General features: G+C 41.8%; 12 protein-coding genes. 10 read left to right on the top strand and 2 right to left on the bottom strand.

Annotated elements, in window-relative coordinates:
- The first annotated feature begins 116 nt into the window (after positions 1-116).
- From PV783_RS22615 to PV783_RS22590, 6 genes are all read left to right on the top strand, one after another.
- On the top strand, positions 117-824 hold the full coding sequence (locus tag PV783_RS22615; RefSeq protein WP_420989675.1) for a hypothetical protein: 708 nt from the start codon (positions 117-119) through the stop codon (positions 822-824).
- 96 nt (positions 825-920) lie between these two features.
- On the top strand, positions 921-1,259 hold the full coding sequence (locus PV783_RS22610) for a helix-turn-helix domain-containing protein (protein WP_420989674.1): 339 nt from the start codon (positions 921-923) through the stop codon (positions 1,257-1,259).
- A gap of 282 nt (positions 1,260-1,541) precedes the next feature.
- Positions 1,542-1,904: a plasmid mobilization protein gene (locus tag PV783_RS22605; RefSeq protein ID WP_420989673.1), complete on the top strand. Its 363-nt coding sequence runs from the start codon at positions 1,542-1,544 to the stop codon at positions 1,902-1,904.
- On the top strand, positions 1,894-2,514 hold the full coding sequence (locus PV783_RS22600; RefSeq protein WP_420989672.1) for a relaxase/mobilization nuclease domain-containing protein: 621 nt from the start codon (positions 1,894-1,896) through the stop codon (positions 2,512-2,514). The genes PV783_RS22605 and PV783_RS22600 overlap by 11 nt, the downstream gene beginning before the upstream one ends.
- Positions 2,502-2,777 carry a DoxX family protein gene (locus tag PV783_RS22595; protein ID WP_420990657.1) on the top strand — a complete coding sequence of 92 codons (276 nt, stop codon included), beginning with the start codon at positions 2,502-2,504 and terminating at the stop codon, positions 2,775-2,777. Before PV783_RS22600 ends, PV783_RS22595 begins: the two co-directional genes overlap by 13 nt.
- A 420-nt stretch (positions 2,778-3,197) precedes the next feature.
- A complete protein-coding gene (locus tag PV783_RS22590; RefSeq protein ID WP_420989671.1) occupies positions 3,198-3,482 on the top strand; it encodes a hypothetical protein in 285 nt (94 codons plus the stop codon).
- A gap of 2,151 nt (positions 3,483-5,633) precedes the next feature.
- On the opposite strand, the gene PV783_RS22585 is transcribed toward PV783_RS22590, so the two are convergent.
- Positions 5,634-6,656, bottom strand: coding sequence for a sensor histidine kinase (locus tag PV783_RS22585; protein ID WP_420989670.1), 1,023 nt, complete (start codon positions 6,654-6,656; stop codon positions 5,634-5,636).
- 318 nt (positions 6,657-6,974) lie between these two features.
- On the opposite strand from PV783_RS22585, the gene PV783_RS22580 reads away from it, so the two are divergent.
- From PV783_RS22580 to PV783_RS22570, 3 genes are all read left to right on the top strand, one after another.
- Positions 6,975-7,235, top strand: coding sequence for a hypothetical protein (locus PV783_RS22580; RefSeq protein WP_079472606.1), 261 nt, complete (start codon positions 6,975-6,977; stop codon positions 7,233-7,235).
- A gap of 348 nt (positions 7,236-7,583) precedes the next feature.
- On the top strand, positions 7,584-7,814 hold the full coding sequence (locus PV783_RS22575; RefSeq protein ID WP_420989669.1) for a hypothetical protein: 231 nt from the start codon (positions 7,584-7,586) through the stop codon (positions 7,812-7,814).
- A gap of 286 nt (positions 7,815-8,100) precedes the next feature.
- Entirely contained in the window at positions 8,101-9,339 is a 1,239-nt protein-coding gene (locus tag PV783_RS22570; protein WP_420989668.1) for a hypothetical protein, read from the top strand.
- A gap of 22 nt (positions 9,340-9,361) precedes the next feature.
- Here the strand turns inward: PV783_RS22570 and PV783_RS22565 are convergent, their stop codons facing one another.
- Positions 9,362-11,233 (bottom strand): biosynthetic peptidoglycan transglycosylase, encoded by a 1,872-nt coding sequence (locus PV783_RS22565; protein ID WP_420989667.1) that lies wholly within the window; start codon positions 11,231-11,233, stop codon positions 9,362-9,364.
- A gap of 436 nt (positions 11,234-11,669) precedes the next feature.
- Here PV783_RS22565 and PV783_RS22560 point away from each other — a divergent pair, with 436 nt between their 5' ends.
- Positions 11,670-18,152, top strand: coding sequence for an amino acid adenylation domain-containing protein (locus tag PV783_RS22560; protein ID WP_420989666.1), 6,483 nt, complete (start codon positions 11,670-11,672; stop codon positions 18,150-18,152).
- Positions 18,153-18,155 lie beyond the last annotated feature (3 nt).

Genomic DNA, 18,155 nt, shown 5'->3' with positions numbered 1-18,155 from the left:
AGTTGGTTTTTCGCTGAATCTATTGTTTTCTAAACAACCGGGTAGAAAAATTGTTTTCTACTGTTGTTAACTATACCAGAATATATTGGTATATTCATATTAAAAGGATTTGTGTTATGGAAAAGACTTTGCAGCGTTTGGCATCCTTTGCCACTTTTGATCTCCCACTTAGTGTAGGCTATAACCAGCTACTACTACGTACAATTCACAAAGAACAAGTATCCGTTAATCGCTCTTGGAATATTGAGGGCACGAGAAGAAGGCTAATTGCCCATTATTGGTATCGGCATGTACTTTATCACTTCCTATCATTGTTCTGCATTTCCCTACTTATTATTTTACCATTTGGCCCTTACCTTAATTTACTTATCTATACTATTTATGATGGGAATCATAAGTTTTTGGATAACCTACTTTTTTATCTATTTACCTTTTTTTCATCAGCCTTTCTTCCGCAGTTGGAAACACTGATAGCCAATTACAAAAAGGCACAAGTAGAAATACCCCGGACCAAGAGCGCCAAAACTCAAACTAAAATTCCTGCCTTAACCATTATTCTTTATACACTTTTCAAAACAGCTGGCGCTGAAAGGATTTCTAGTGATGCCTTTTCCGCTCAGATGATAAACAGATTAACTGGAGTGGATACTGACAGCATTAAAGAAAATCTTCGTAGGATTATTCACCCCAAAACTCTCACCCCTAAGGAACGGGCAGAAATAGTGAAAGGCATAGCTGTTGCAAAGATTTACTTTGAGAAACTGGGCCATCCACCAGCTATTAAGCTGCTGGATGGGATGGAAATGAAATTGAGAGGGGCATAACGCCCCTTTTTTATGCGTTAATACCTGGCCTTAAGTATACTTAGTTTTTTTCAACTTGCCCACAGGCATATGTTTGTCGCCTAAAACAGTAAGTGTATGAAAGAAAATGTGCAAATTGAAAAAGCTGTAACCCCCATGTTGTTTCCCTTTGATCCCGACCAGTATTGGCAACGGATAAGACTTATTATCCGGGAAGAAGTTACAAACGCCGAAAAGAGTAAACCTGCTCAACCGTTTTATGAAACGCCTGGATTGACCTACAAACCCCTTTTTAAGCTGGCAGAGGTCTGCAAACTATTCCAGGTTACTAAGCCCACCATTTACGAATGGATCAGACGTGGCAGGCTAAAACGCCACAAAATTGAACCCCGTGTATTCTTTCTCTGGAATGACATTCAGCAACTATTACAACCCGAACAAGACAGTAAAGATTAAACGTTCAGCTTTTGCTGCCCGTTTGCGAAGATCAGACAGACAGCATAGCTATCTGTCCTGCGGAGATTGAACTAGCGGCGTTACCGCCAGTTCGGGGAGATGATACAGGCAGCTTCGCTACCTGTATGTGGAGATAAACCGGGCGGCTTCGCCATCCGGTTGCGGAGGTCGAACGGATCTTCGCTCCGTTAGCGAGCGGTGTTTTTGCTTCGCTCCCGCTCGCCCCTTCGCTCCCGGTGGTCGCAAAGGGGGAAATGCAGCGGAGATTAAATCGGAGATCAGATGGAGAGATCAGAGCAAAGACCAAAGAGTAAAGGTGGTCGACCGGCTAAGGCCGTTCGAAAAGAAAAGCAATTCAGCCTCAGATTCACTGAGGCCGAATATGCTACCGTGAAGGAAAAAGCCGCTAACGCAGGCTTAACCTTCACTATGTATCTGCGAATAATGGCCCTGTTGGGCCAGGTTAAAGCACGGCAAAACGAAGATGAAAGGCAGGCGGTAAAGCAGTTAATTACTATGGCATCTAACATTAATCAACTGGCAAAAGTAGCCCACCAGCAGGGGCTATTAACTGCTATGCAGCTTTTTGAACGGTACCGGAAACAATTTGATGAAGTAATTAACCAGTTAACAAATGATAAGTAAGGTGATCATCGGCAGCAGTTTTTATGGCTGCTGCCGGTATATATGTGAAGATGAAGGAAGAGCAACTGTATTAGATGCTGAAGGTGTGAGAGACTATAATTATCGTTTAATGGCCCATGATTTTGAGACTCAAAGGGGGGATCTACCAGGAAAGAAGAAGGCAGTTTTTCACGGTATTCTTAGTTTTTATCCTGGGGAAGCTTTAACAGATGAATTATTGGTGACGATAGCAAAGGAGTATCTTGAAAAGATTGACATGTCCGATACCCAGTTCGCAATAGCCAAACATACAGATAAAAAACACCTGCATCTGCACATAATAGCCAATTTTGTTGGGAACAAGAGGAAGGCAATCCGCGACAGCTGGATAGGCTGGCGAGGGAAAAAAGCAGCGCAGGCATTAACAAAGAAGTATCAATTAATTCCTGCTAAAAAGAAGGTTTTAGCTCTAACAAATCTGGAATCTTTAAATACAGAAGAAGCGATCCGTTATGATATTTATCATGCAATTCAGAGTAAATTACCCCATGCCCGAAGCCTCTCAGGGCTAGCCGATAGCTTGATGAATCTAGGAATAGATATACAGTTTAAGTATAAATCGGGAACCTGAAATCGAATAGCTCAATAATACCAATCCGAATATTAGGGGTTCTTGAATTATTAGGATGTATCGGCATTATAGTCCCGTGGCTTTCAGATATTGCACCAATTTTGACACCCATGGCAGCAACAGCCTTTTGCTCAATTATGTTAGCAGGCATGGTTGTTCACGTCAAGAAGAAGGAATACAAAATGCTCCCAATGTTAATTATAGTTTTTATCCTGTCAGCAATTGTTGCATATTTTAGGTTCGCAGCTTTAGCATCACAATAGGAAATAGCTGAATTGAACATAGCAATATTTAGCCAAACGGCCATCAACTACTACTTGCAGCCTTGTTTGACAGCAATGAAAGCTACTCTTAAATTCACGCAATTTCGGCTAACTTGCGCAGGTCCATATACAAAAAGTTCGAGTTTTGTACCAGCGGGATCACTGGAAGATTTGAAGACCTGCACTTGGTGCGGGTCTTCTTTTTTTGCTCTATAATTTACTCTATAATAATCCGTTTGGACGGTAGAGTTTACGTGGCTTTACAAAGAGCTGAACTATCTTTACGAATTTACGATATTTTACTATGAAATATTTCCTTGTGAAAGTTTGTTAATTTTTATTAAAACGATAATGCGCAAATAAATGGATACCCTATACCCTGAACTTAAGGACTATATCTATCAATACTGTGAGCAATTTATGACTGTAGATGAAATGATGGCGAAGAAAACGGTTTTGTACAACCTCAACACGGAGTCCGAATCGATGCTTTCAATGATGCGGGAAAAAGGATGGATGAGTGATGATCCGAAAATACTTTCAATGATAGCAGATGGCAAGGAGGTACTGAAAGACAGGATTGTAAAAAGAATATGGGAGGAACATCGGCATGAGTTGTCTTTAAATCTTTGTTTAGTGTGTAACAAAATTACTAGAACTCCTGAGGCCCGCCAATGTCGTTTTTGCTTTCATGATTGGCATTGAGGCCCAGTTAGAGTTTCGTAATTGCGAAATCACAACAGCGAAATCAAAAGATATGAACAGGTTCGATTTCTGTACCATCTGATCACCAGCTGGAGTAAAAGTAAATACTCGTACCTAATTACATCTAAATTTTGCAGGTCAAAGAGTTTGTTTATTATTGGAATTATGCATAATGTACATATAAGTGGATATAAGAAGGGCGAATGGCCGTTTGTTCCATTGTTGATATTAATCAGGGAATTATCGGATATGTCTTTTGCTGATGCACGAAAAATCGTAGATAGTGTCTGGGCAAATGAAACTGCTGAAATTTCGTTTGTTGATTTGAGTGTGGCGCAGGAGTTTATTAAGAAGGCAGATACTATTGGGATAGACTGTGTATTATGGTAGAAGATTATTGTCACATTCCCTGCTTCGCCGGAACCCGCCAGATGTTCGATTGTGATACAATCGGGGATTTGTTAACTGCTACCCTCCTAAGTCGGGGCAGTGAATAGAGAAAAAAGGAGAGCAATTTGTGGGTCGTGGTTGTTGGTTTATCTCTCAAAACTTAACTCTTTTGCATAATCCGTATAATCACTTCATAGTGAAAACTGCAATTAAAATGATTGGTAATAAGAATGAAACCAAAGAAGTAACTCCCCATATTTTTTTTTGAGCACTTGTCTTAAGTTCAAATACTTCAATAATCCTTCTCCCTTTTTCTTCCGAATAATACTTAAAAAGAAGAAATAACCATACGAAAATTAAGGGTAAGAAGTAGAATTTATTGATACCTATTTCCCTTAGATTGATCATTCCAATTCTTTGAAAAATTGCAAATATCAGAATACATAACATCATTTGGCATACAGCCACGACACAGATGGCACTTGGCCTAGGTTCTTCTCGTTTAAACCGGGAATAGAATTTATAAGTTGCGGCGTATATATTATCGTAATATCCCATTTTTATTTTTTTGTTTATTTTTTATCTATTAAGTCTTGAATCGTATCACTAATGCCCTTGCCATCATTAGCCGCCCTTTAATTTTGTTACCGCGCCATTGTAGAAAGGCAAACCATGATTACGCTGCAAAACGGTGTGAATGGTTATTTATTCTGGCAAATTCTCCCTTGTATACATGTGCCGTTACACTTAAGTTTACATCTCTAACGTCCATTCTTTAAGTTACAGTGCTGTGCTAAAATGAGAAATTGAAAGCGGTTCCAAACAATTTTTCAGAGTGCTTCTTTTGGGCATATTGCCCCTTTCGGTGGATGAACTTGGGCTAAAAATAATCAATATTTAGGGTTTTGAACCACCATTAGGTCATTGTTTTCGTACCCATTTGTCTCTTTTTACAACTTAAGAAAAGTAAAATCTCTTCAGTAATAGAATATCATTTTTATATATGTAATTGTGCGTATTTTCCCCATTTACTGCCCCGACTTAGGAGGGTAGCAGTCAAAAAATCCCTGATTGTATCACAATCGAACATCTGGCGGGTTCCAGCAACGCATGGGACATAATATTTATGTATCAAAATAAGATCAAGCAGAAAATACACACCTCGTAGATCGCTTTTAATGAGATCTTAAAAATGCAAATCAGACGTTTTTTGGGTCCTCGGCAGTTCTCTTTTATCTTCCTTAAAATCGACTATAAATAGTATTTTAAGAGGTTCTTAATTCCGGTTATCTATCTATTCTTTTTCTGGTCCGTATGATAAATAATATCAGCAACTGGAGATTTTAAGTAGGAATCAGAAATTGCCTATTTAGATGGTCACGCCTTGTAAAATATAATTGATCGATGGCCTTAAAAAATATTTGAATGGTTAGGCTAATATCTTACAGATTTCCCGCTTCACTGAAAACTGCAAAATGTCAGGTTGTATGTATTACAAGTTGTATTTTGCGCTTTCCCTCAGGAGCCGGGGGCTATTTAACCTGTATCAAAATCTTTAGGGGTTGAGGCTATGATAAAACTTTTAGTTATTTTCGAATAACCAGTTTTCTCAACTCCGCATATTGGGCTTGCCTCCCGTCGGACTTCAGATAGAAAGCCATTAAAAATGCACAATATCCCTTGTTGTTATCGACCCATGGATAACTGCCAAAGAGGCCCGGGCTGCTGACCGTACCTCCACGACCACTATACGGATATTTGTCATTGTTTTAAAGGGAGTTTTACTATAAAATGTGTATCTGACCGGCTGATTTCAATTTCATGGTGGATCATGATCCTGAAACGTTCATTCAGGTTGGCAAGGCCCATTCCATTGCTCGCTTCCGGTGTTGGTATTTCCCAAAGGCTGTTACTGAAAATAAGCTGACCATCCTTTACTTTAATTTGTACCCGTAATGGTCTTTCAGCGGTTGCTGCATTATGCTTGACTGCATTTTCAAGCAGGGGTTGCAACGATAGATGAGGTATTTTAACCGGCAGGTACACATCGGCTATATTGATTGTGAGCTCAAACGCATTTTCCAGCCGCATTGAAATAAGTTTTGCAAATGATCTGAGCACTGTCAGTTCATCGGTAAGGGGAACCAGATCCGTATGGGAACCTATCAGTGCATAACGAAAAACAGCAGACATATCACGGATGTATTTTTGAGCCTGTTCCGGATTTTCACGGACTATTGCTGAAAGGCTGCTCAGGGAATTGAACAGGAAATGCGGGTTCATCTGCTCTTTTAGTAATTGTAACTCCGAGGCCAGATAAGCATTTTTCAATTGCTGATTTTCGGCTGTTATGCTCCGGGAGTTACGCATCAGCAAAATGATCTTAACGATGATGGCTGTCAATATTGCGCTCAGGCCCAGTCGAAAGAAAGAACCTGAGAACATCAGACGGGTCAATTGGAGCCCCGGGAAAAACAAACGTTGTAATACCGTGCCGGTAATCAATAAAACACAAAATGCAAGGACGTTGAAAACAGTGTAGAGTAAATACTTTTCCTTTTCCCGGTAAGATGACAGCCATTTTCCCCTGCGGAGATTAACGCTGAAAAGAAGAACACAAAAAAGCAGGTTAAATGCAAACTGGAATAAAAGCTCAGAAGGATTAAAATGCCAGTACCTGGCCATGAGCCCATTTTCACGCAAAGCTAAAAGTTTTGGTGAGTTTACCATCAGGGCGATCAGCAGGGAACTGTACCAGCAAATACGGTGCTCATTTTTATTCATTGTTAAACTTACGGAAAAATTGATATTCTCAGGAGGCTACAACCGTCAGTTCGATAAATCAGGGGGTGAAAGGGAATATTTCAATGGTCAGTTTGACTGCATCTTTAAGTTGAAACGATGGGGACAACCGGACAACGATGGTATTATACCTTTCGAATATGACCAAATTTTGGGCGAATATCGGCTTATAACTTTCGAATATAAAACGGATGCATGAATTGAATCATGGCTCATCTATTTTTGATGTGAAAATATTAGTGTGAAAAGTGCCGCTATTATTGGCTTGTTAAGTTATTAGCGCCGTTAAAAACCAAAATTATGTTGAAGTTTAACAAAATGAGTAAAAAGCCGCTTGATATCCTGTATGCAATACTTTGGATTGGCATTTTCGGGGCATTTGCAGTTTATGTATATTCGGGCAAGGTATTCGAGCCATATAACGGGAAGATTCATATTGTTGCCATTTTGATAGGGTGGGTGGCACAATATATTGGTTTGTTTCTTACGGCGTTACTCTTGTTTGCAATAGGAGTATACAAAGCATTCATGATTTTATTTAGTGATAAATACGAGAAGTAAAATCACGACGATACAGGAACTGAATGAATCCCTGGCTATAGTGGTGAGTCGCCATAAATCCATTGGAAAATAGTTCGGTTTCTGAACCACAGGGATCACCATCAAATAACAAAGCTCGCGCTAGTCGCGAGCTTTGTTATTTGATCTGTTTTTAGTCGATCAAAAGGGTGGATTCGCAGTTCTTGATTACGGGGTTTCATTTGGGTTAACCTATCTGCACTACCAGGGTATTTCTCCTGTTTCAGGATTATTTTCCTCACTGAAAAATTTCCCTGTTGGGCCATCATCGTCAATCAGCGCATATTTTACGATCCGTTTTCCGGTATCTTTAACCGTTCAGGGACCACGATGTCCATTGAAATCTGTCTTTGTATATTATCTAAGTACAGTATCTGGTTTAAAATTCCAAAAACCTTTATTACTCTTTCTTTTGCAGCACTGTCAAGAGCTATAGTTGGTTCGTTTAAAGGGTTGACTAAAAAAGAGCATAGTTGTGGCAACAAGGCCAATGTATTTTCATCAAACAGTAATTTGAAGTATTTGATATTGTCTGTTTTAGCAGGTGGCGTAAAAATCTGATTGGGCATTGCAAAAAGCAAGTGCCGTCAGTAAGCATATAGTCTTGTAGTTCTAAATTGTATGTAATTGAGCCGCTTTCAGGAATGAGCCGGACGACTGATCGAAAAACTACGTTATAAATGAAAAGAAAGACAAACCCGGAAATGAGGAAGAGGGGACAACTCTTGCGCAATAATTTAAATTTCTTATTTCGTTTGATTGTATTTAGAAAATAATTTTCAAATTTTTTCTTATATTAGTCTGATGCCACGGATTCATTAATTTGTTTAAACCCGACACCATTATTATGCTCGCGACTAAGTTCCTCCAGCTTTTTAAAAGGCGTACTTCCGGATCTTTAAAAGAAGGAAAGTCAACATTTACGGATGATTGTGTGAGAAAAGTCCATTGCACAGGTAATAGACAATGGATCAGGAAATTGAATACCCAATGGAAAAAATTCGTTGCTGAAATAGAACCTTTTCCTGCCCGTTTTTCAGGAAGGGGGATTGTAATTTGTGCAGGGGGCGTGAATTATTTTACCTGCGCCTGGATCAACATCAATATGTTGAGAAGAAATGGCTGTACACTCCCGATAGAAGTATGGTATACCGGAATAGAGTTGAATGCAGAGGCCATCACGGCATTGGAACGATTGGATGTAAGGTGCAGGAATTGCGAGGACTGCACAACAACCAATCTTACTGCACTCACGAGCTACGCCATGAAGCCATTTGCCATTTTACAAAGTGATTTCAGGGAAGTGTTATACCTGGATGCTGATAATAATTGTATCTCAGATCCTGCATTCCTATTTGACAGTAAAGAATACCAGGAACATGGAACGATTTTTTGGCCCGACTTCTGGACAACTGACCGCCATAATCCTATTTGGAAAATTATTGATTCCGAAGAGGATGGTTCGATAGAGCAGGAGAGCGGGCAGCTGTTGATTAACAAAGAAAAGTGCTGGAAAGAACTTAACCTTTGTCTGCATTTTAACCTGAATAAAAAAGACTATTACAGGATGTTATTGGGGGATAAAGATACCTTCAGATTTGCCTGGAAAGCATTGCATACTCCTTATTATATGATTGCAGATGGCGTAGGACTATGTGGAATGGACGAGTCTGCCGTTGGCTTCTGCGGTATGTCAATGGTACAACATGACCCGGCCGGGGAAATATTATTTCTCCACAGAAACTGGTTCAAATGGGATATTATGAAGGATGACGAGATCATGTGGACAACCATCAAAAGATACCAGCCGGGAACCACCAGATTGTTCAGGTTGAAATTTTTAACAAGAGGAAAAATAAAGTTGAAATTTCTGGATCTGGGCGGAGATGTCGAAACTGTTTCATTCCGGGAACTATTCGGCGACTATGAAATCAGATGTCTCGAAATACTTAAGGAACTCAGGTCCAGTGGGCTTTACAGCCGGTTCCTGCAACATACCTATTTTTCATTGTCAAGACCGGCTTACGCAGATGGGCATACGGAAAACATTTTTTCCGCATCCCAGACGGGAGTCTTAGCTGATTAATGATTTATGTCGTTTGGTCAGGTTAACTACCGGTGATGGCAGCCTCCACCTCTGTCAGATTCAACTCTCCCAGGCTGGGTGCAAATGTTATTTTGTATTGTATGTTTTCAAATTCTTCTAAAGAGATGATGTCCTTTTTAAGCATCACTTTTGAATTGTGCAGGATGTGTGCTGTCAGGTTCTTTCTTAATTTCGGTGAATTCATTTTAAGGGCTTCCAGGAAGAATTTTGGTCTTGGTATAATATAGGCCAGGGCAAGCGATTCGGTCAGGGTGAGCTGATTAGCCGGTTTGTCAAAATAGAAGTAAGCAGCTTCCTGGACGCCATAGATACCCGGACCGAGTTCAATGATATTGAGGTATATCTCCAGTATACGGTCCTTTCCAATAGAAAATACCTCTTCCAGGTACCACGTCAGTATAACTTCCTCTATTTTTCTTTGAAAATTTTTTCTATGGTACAGGAAAAGATTTCTGACCACCTGCATGGTTATGGTACTGGCGCCGCGGCTTAGTTTCCTGCTTTTTATATTGGATGCCATAGCAAGAAAAATAGCCTCAGAGTCAATTCCTTTATGGGTGTAGTAATGAGGATCTTCGGTACAGATAATTACCTTTTTAAGGTCTGCTGATATCTTGTCCAGCGGAAGAAAAAAAGAATTACCGCTATCAAGGTTAATTGACTTTACAGCGATATCTCCATCATAGACGTTATGAACAAAAGGTTGTTTTAAATAGGAATAGTCTGCGCCGCCATGATCCAAAATGCGAAGATTGTTATCCAGTTTGATTTCAAATTCTCTTTTGAATGAGTTGGTTAACTCAAACCGTAAGCGGGAAAGGAAGCCCAGGGTACCGGAAAATGAACTCCTGTATAAACTTTGTGTAGTGAAGTCCTGAAAAGATTTCAATATATCCTCCATTTGACAAGAAACCAGGTTTACTCCTAACTCGATAATGTCATTTTCCCTGTAAGAATGATCCAGGTAGAAAGGGAATCTGAGGTTATTCAGATGAAAACAGGATTGACGGTCGATATGAAATCCTTCTGAGTCGGGTTTGGCATACAACATCAGGCCCAGGTCACAGGTAAATGCCTGCTGATTACTTACCTTACTATTGTGCAAGGTGAGGTCGTGCGTATTGGTTTCAAGATCATAAGAGATCCCGTTGTTTTCGTCTTTACCCCGGCTAAGCCTGAATGTTAATTGTTTGGCAGTTACAGTGGTGGAAGGAGTATCTGCCTGTAGATCAGCAACCATGGTGAAATTACCTACATCCACCGTTAGCTGTTTTTCCGCAACCAGCTTTCTGGCTATTCCTTTTGGCTGGAAGCGTCCATCCTGGTGAGAGCCAGGCGCCGTGTTGTAATAGCGTTTGTTCAAGGCGAACGAACTGATTTTTACCTGTACATTTTTATGACCCGAAAGAATTATTTCCAGGTTCTCAATGTTGACCTGCGGAGGAATCGATTCAAACGCAGTGTCTACCCGGGTGGATATGCGTTTGTAAAAGTTTCTGATCATATCCTGGGGACTGATAACTACCGTACTCTTCGCTGTCGTATTTGCAGGTATAGTTTCTCTTTTGTTAATAACAATTTTGCAATCAGATATTTTTACAGAGATCAGTTTTATCCTGCCTTTTAAAAGGGAATACCAGCTGAACTTAACCTGGATACTGCCGGTTTCGCAAATCATATTCCGGGCGTTATTATATAAGCTTACAGGCTTTATTTTTACGCTGTTTATGCTGGTGATGCTGACAATGCCGAAATCTGCGCTTATCCGGTAGCGTGATTTTATTTTAAGCAGGATTTTTTCTTTTAAGGATCTGGCTACTGATGAGGTTTGGAGCTTCGTTAATAAACCGGGTTTTGTAACGTTGGATTGCATAAACAGAAATTAATTGATAATTGAAGATTCAAAATGTGTGATGCACTATAGGAAGGCATATGGATACAGCACAGTAAGCATTGGGTTATTATACAAAAAATAGAAAAGCAGTTTTGACTCTTCTAATAATTTTGAAATTATCATTTAAAACATTATTTTGCAAATATTAAACCCGAATTTCTCAGTTTTTTTTATTGACCCTCGATTTGTAACAACCCTCAGCGGAGCTGTGTCTTGCTCCATTCAAATTCAACCTGACACTCATTTTGCCGTTAGCGTACTTATTTTTCAGAATGTAATAATTCTGTGAACAGAGCAAGCTATGCGATAAAAATTTATGCTGTGCCGCTACGTGATTGTACTGACGGGATTTTCCTGTAATTCCACGTGAGCATTCCGCTGAGTTTGGAAGCCAGATCTGAGTTAACTAAGCGATATGCGTATAACAAACCTCACTCAACTTATACAGGCACAAAGTACATTGGGAAATGCTGGCATTACCTTTATTGAAAGCCATACTGATGAACATTTCCTGTTGTATAAAGATTTGTATGAAAAAGCATTGCAGTGCTTACTGGTGCTGCAGAAACGGGGCGTTTGCCGAAATGACGAGGTGATCCTGCAAATTGATGATAATAAATCTCTTCTTATTGCTTTCTGGGCCTGCATATTAGGAGGCATGATCCCGGTGCCGCTGGCAACGGGAGGAACGGATATGCATCGGCAAAAACTGTTTAATGTCTGGAAGATATTGAACAGGCCCCACCTCATCTCCTCTGCAGCGCACTTTGAAAAGATGACCGGATATGCCCTGTCAAACTCTCTTTTTTCAAGCAGTGACGAGATCAGTAAGCGTTACATTAATGAGTCGGAAGCGCTATCAGCCGGTGCGGCTGCTGAGCCGGTAACCGTAAGTCCGCAGGACATTGCGTTTATCCAGTTTTCTTCAGGCTCTACCGGAAATCCCAAAGGTATTGTACTCACTCATGAAAATCTTATTACCAATATACAGGGCATTAGTAATGCTGCGCAATATTCGGTTTCAGATTCCACGTTGAGCTGGATGCCACTTACCCATGATATGGGTATGATCGGCTTTCATCTTAATCCTTTACTGCATGGAATGAATCAGTGCCTGATACCAACAAGCCTGTTTGTTCGCAGACCTGCACTGTGGCTGGATGTACTTTCCCGGCACAGAGCCACCATTACCTGCTCACCTAATTTCGGCTACCGGTATTTTCTGAAGCATTATACACCCGATGATCATCACGACTGGAACCTCTCCAGCCTGCGGATTATCTATAACGGCGCTGAGCCCATATCTACAAAAATCTGTAAAGAGTTTACAGATAGCATGAAAAGATTTGGGTTGAGGGAACAGGCAATGCGCCCGGTGTATGGACTGGCAGAAGCGAGTGTGGCAGTTACCATATCGGATCTTGATAGCGATGTGGTCGCTGTAATGGTTAATAGAAATCATGTTAATATCAATGATAAGGTAGTGTTTAGTGAAGAGACTGCTGACGCAGTTTCTTTTGCAGATGTTGGCAAACCGGTGGATGGTTGCTCCCTGAGAGTAGCGGATGATGATGATCATCCGGTTGATGCCGCTGTAATAGGCCATATACAGATAAAGGGAAATAATGTAACAAAGGGTTACTACAATGATAAGCAGGCTTCCGGACAAGTATTCAGTGCGGATGGATGGTTGAAAACAGGTGACCTTGGCTTCCTCAGCGACAAGGGATCACTATTTGTTACCGGAAGAGCGAAAGATATCATCTTTATTAATGGTCAGAATTTTTACCCGCACGACATCGAACGCATTGCAGAGGAAATTGATACCATAGAACTAAACAAGATAGCCGTTGGTGGTTTTTTTAACAGGAATACGCAGAGAGACGAAGTGATTGCTTTTGTGCTTCACCGGGGCGAGCTTTCTTCGTTTATTCAAACCGCAACACAGCTGAAGAAATTGATCAATACCAGGTGTGGATTTGAGATTGACCAGGTGATTCCAGTAAAGAATATACCCAGAACTACCAGTGGTAAGCTGCAACGCTTTAAACTGATAGCGCAATACCTCGACGGTAAGTACAGGGAAACAACGAATGCATTATTTCGCTTAACGGAAGATGCGGCCAATGATTTTGACGTGTTTCACCCGGAGACACCTATCGAGCAAAAGCTATTTGATATCTGGCAGCGGGTTCTGAAGCATCCGCATTTTGATGGGAAAGGTCACTTCTTTGAAAATGGCGGGGACTCTTTAAGGGCATCTGAAGTATGCATGTTGGTGAAAAAGGAATTGGGAGTAGAGATGGGCCTGGAAGTACTCTTCCGCTACCCTGCCATCCCGGCGCTCGCTGCTGAAATAGCCAACCTGGAGAAAGCGGCGCCTTATCATTCCATCCCCCGTGCAGCACCGTCAGATACGTATGTATTGTCTGCTGCACAAAAACGGATGTACTATACATGGGAAGTAGATCAAACGTCTACCGCATACAATATACCTGTTACATTAAAGATAGACGGGCCTGTTAACCGGGAGAAACTGAAGGCAGCCATAGAAACACTGATATCCAGGCATGAAGTGTTACGTATGTCATTTAAAGACCCTCAACAGCCGGTATACAGGATTCACGAAACAGTGGCTTTGCCGTTTGATTACATAACTTCCACTCCGGAGAACCTGGATCAATTGTTCCGGGAGCTGATTACCCCTTTCGACCTGCATCAATCACCACTGTTCAAGATCCGCCTGGTAAACATTCCGGGGCAGCAACATTACTTGTTTTTAGATTTTCACCATATCATCTGCGACGGTATATCCGTGAATATTTTCATACAGGAATTATTCGAATGCTACAGGGGGGATGAGTTGCCTTCTATTCCCGTTACTTACAGTGATTACTCGGATTGGGAGCATCGTATGTTTGCATCGGGCAGCCTCCAAAGGCAGGAATTATTCTGGAAACAGCAATTAGCTCAATCCGTTCCGGTACTGGACCCGCCCATTGATTTCAACCGTCCCGTTATTTTTAATCCCAAAGGCGAAAAACTGGAAGTGCTGCTGGATAAAGATATCACCGCCGGTCTTTCCCGGATAGCCACACAATATGCCTGCTCACTGAATACACTCCTGTTCACATTATACAGCGTGCTATTGTCAAAGTACAGCAGACAGCCACAGGTTGCAATAGGTATTGCCGCCGCTGGCAGAACCCACCCGGATCTATTGAATATAGTCGGCATGTTCGTCAACAGCCTGCCTGTGATAAGCGATATTCCCGCCAATACTTTTTTCCCCGACCTGCTGGAAAAACATCATCATCTGTTAACGGCCGTGTTGGATAACCAGGATTATCCCTTTGAAAGGATGATACAACAGGCGGGAGCACCTGCTGATGCCAGTCGTAATCGTCTTTTTGATACCATGTTCGTTTATCAGAATATTGGCTACGATCATATGAAGACCGGCGATCTGCAGGTCCAGCGCCATTTCTTCGATCCGGGAATTGCCAAGTTTGATCTTTCGATGGAAGTATTTTATTATGACCAGACATTAAAGTACGTCATCGAATACAATACAAGCCTCTTCAAAAAGGAAACGGCAGAACGGATTTCCGGTCACTTTGCTAACCTGGTAAAACAAATAACGCAGAAGCCGGACATCAGCATTCATGAAATAAATTTGCTAAGCGGAGTAGAATACCAGGATATCATTCATCATTTTAATAATACCGCTGCAGATTTTCCGCTCCATACCACTATCCATGAACAGTTCAGGCGGCAGGCGGAAGCCACGCCGGAGGCGATTGCGATAGAATACGGGGATGATACTATCACTTACCGTCAATTGAATGAGCAGGCTGACCGGTTATCATTTATACTGAGAAGTAAAGGTATCAACACGGAGAGTATTGTGGCCGTGCTGATGGACAGGCGTCCTGAACTGATGGTGGCCATACTGGCAGTGCTGAAAACGGGAGCCTGCTTTTTGCCCATTGATATATCAACGCCTGTCCGGAGAATCAGTTACATGCTTACAGACAGCAGGGCAAGTATGATGATCACAGGCAAAGAAGAAAGCGACCTGCCGGAAGTAGCTTTGCTACTTTCTGAGCTGCCCTTGTTGGAAATATTGGATATCAGTTCGCTGACACTACCGGAAAATGTTCCTGCTACTTATAGTCCGGCTGAGCCCAACAGCCTGGCTTACATCATTTACACTTCCGGTACCACCGGGAATCCCAAAGGCGTGATGATTGAGCATCATTCATTGGTCAATTATATTATCTGGGCTTCGGACATGTATGTGAAAAAAGAGGAAGCTGCGTTCCCGCTGTATACCTCTATTTCATTTGATTTAACCATCACCTCTTTATTTTTACCGTTGGTAACCGGTAACAGGATTGTTATTTATAGCGCTGCGGAAGATGAGTTTTTGATGCGGAGAGTGGTGCTTGATAATAAAGTGGCAGTAGTTAAAGCCACTCCCTCGCATTTGATATTGATCGCCTCCTGCATTTCCAGGGAAGTTGCGCGTAACAGTAAAATAAAACGCTTTATCGTTGGTGGTGAGGAATTGACCCGTTCCATTGCGGCGGAAATACACCTGCTTTTTGGAAGTCATATAGAGATCTATAATGAATATGGACCGACAGAAGCAACTGTAGGATGCATGATTCATCAATTTGACCCGGCAGACAAGGCCGCGGCAGTGCCTATTGGCATACCTGCCGCTAACACCCGCATATATGTGCTGGATGATTCGCTTAAGCCGGTACCCATCGGTGTTAAAGGGGAATTGTATATTTCCGGCGAAGGGGTAGCAAGAGGATATTTGGGTAGCCAGGAACTCACCGGGCAGAAAATCATCAACGACCCTTTTGTGACAGGGTTAAGGATGTATAGAACAGGCGATATTGCGAAGCGCCTTCCTTCCGGCCTTATTGAGTATATAGGCCGGACAGATAAGCAAATTAAAATCAGCGGCCATAGAATTGATCTGACTGAAATTGAACACCAGGTGGCAACTTACGAGGGGATTGCTTCTTCGGTAGTCATCATCAGGGACGGGAAGAAGTCTCCTGTTATAGTAGCTTATTACATTGTTTCGGGGAGACAGGAGACCATAGCAGAACCGTTGCTCAGGTCTTACCTGTCAGATAGACTACCCTACTACGCCATGCCGGCTTATTTTATTCAACTGGATGCTTATCCGCTTACCTCTAATGGAAAAGTAGATCATGCAGCACTTCCGGCGGTGGAATTTTCTGAAACTTTGGATGTCCGGGAGATAGATGCACACGATAAAACTTTTATAGCCATATGGAATGAGGTATTTGGGGTAGATAATATTTCGGCCAGTGATAATTTTTTTGAACTTGGAGGAGATTCTATCAAGGCTATCCAGATATTATCCCGGTTAGCTGATGAAGGTTTTATGCTGACCATAAAGGATATTCTCATCTATCAAACAATCCGGCAGATCGTCTCCAACCTGCAGAATACGGAGAGTCGCCGGGAATATGAGCAGGGATACATAGAGGGCTCCCGTGAGCTGATGCCTATTGAAGCCTGGTTTTTTGATCAGGATTTTCAACGTCCGGATTTCTACAATCATTCCATGTTGCTTTCGTTTCATGAAGAGATCGATCTCCATTTGCTGCAGTTGTCTTTTCAGGCACTCATCAGGCAACACGATGGAGTGAGAATCAACTATGATCCCAGGCGGGAAACATTATTCTATAATAAGCATCACCGCGATAATCCATTCACCATAACATCATATGACCTGGACGTTCAGGGCCAGGAAATGAAGGGAATATGCATGTCTCTTAAAAGTAGCTTTGATATTTCAAGGGATCTTCTTTTGAAAGCAGCTGTTTTCAGAATGGGAGGCAACCACAGGATGTTATTTATCACAGCTCATCATTTAATTGTTGATGGTGTTTCCTGGAGAATTTTGTTGAAAGATCTTTATACTACGTACAAAAGTCTGAAGAACAATAGCCCGGTAAAATTCCCCGCTAAAACAGCAACTGCCAGAGAGTGGTACGATGCTTTGCTGCGTTATCCGCATGTTGAAGGCAATGCGGCGGAACTGGCATTCTGGCAATCAGTGGCCAATGTTCCATTTTCACTTCCCCTGGATAAGCGTCCGGCAGACTGGCGCACGATGAATGCCGCAAGTGAAAAACGTACGATAGATAAAGCAGGCACGCGGGCGTTATTGAAGCTCGCACACCAGGTATATAAATCGGACATAACCATCCTGTTAAATGCGGCTTTAGCGCTGTCTGTCAGGGACTGGACGGGAAAGAATGTATGTGTTATCGAGCAGGAAAATCATGGGAGATATCTCGATGGTCTGAATATCTCCAGGACTGTTGGCTGGTTTACTTCTATGTATCCCCAGCAATTGCAACTCCATGAGGGGGCCCTTGAAGCTGTTATATGGGAGGTCAGGGAACAGATGACCCATGTTCCCGGCAATGGGCTGGGATACGGTATTTTCAGGTACCTGCATCAGACCCTGCAGGTTAGCAGGGAGAAATTGTCTGAAATCAGGTTTAACTACCTCGGACAATTTGACCAGGAATTCGACAATGATCTGTTTGCTTATTCCGATGACGCCAGGGGAAGTAACACAGACCCGGACAATGTGATGACAGCTAAGCTGGAACTCAATGTTATTGTATTAAAGAATGCACTGGAAATAGATATACAATATAATCGTTTAGCCCATGAAAAGGCTACCATTCAGTCATTTGCAGACAACCTGGTGAAATGGCTGCTGCATATGATGGCATATAATAAATTCCGGGAAGAGTTACCAGTTACTTCCTTTTCCCTGGGCGCCCGGGCGGATGGACTTGACGACGATGAGCTGTCAGTTCTTTTTAATTAATAC

The sequence above is a fragment of the Chitinophaga sp. CC14 genome, assembly GCF_048957795.1.
GTDB lineage: Bacteria > Bacteroidota > Bacteroidia > Chitinophagales > Chitinophagaceae > Chitinophaga > Chitinophaga ginsengisegetis.
This window is presented reverse-complemented; position numbering and strand designations above follow the sequence as displayed.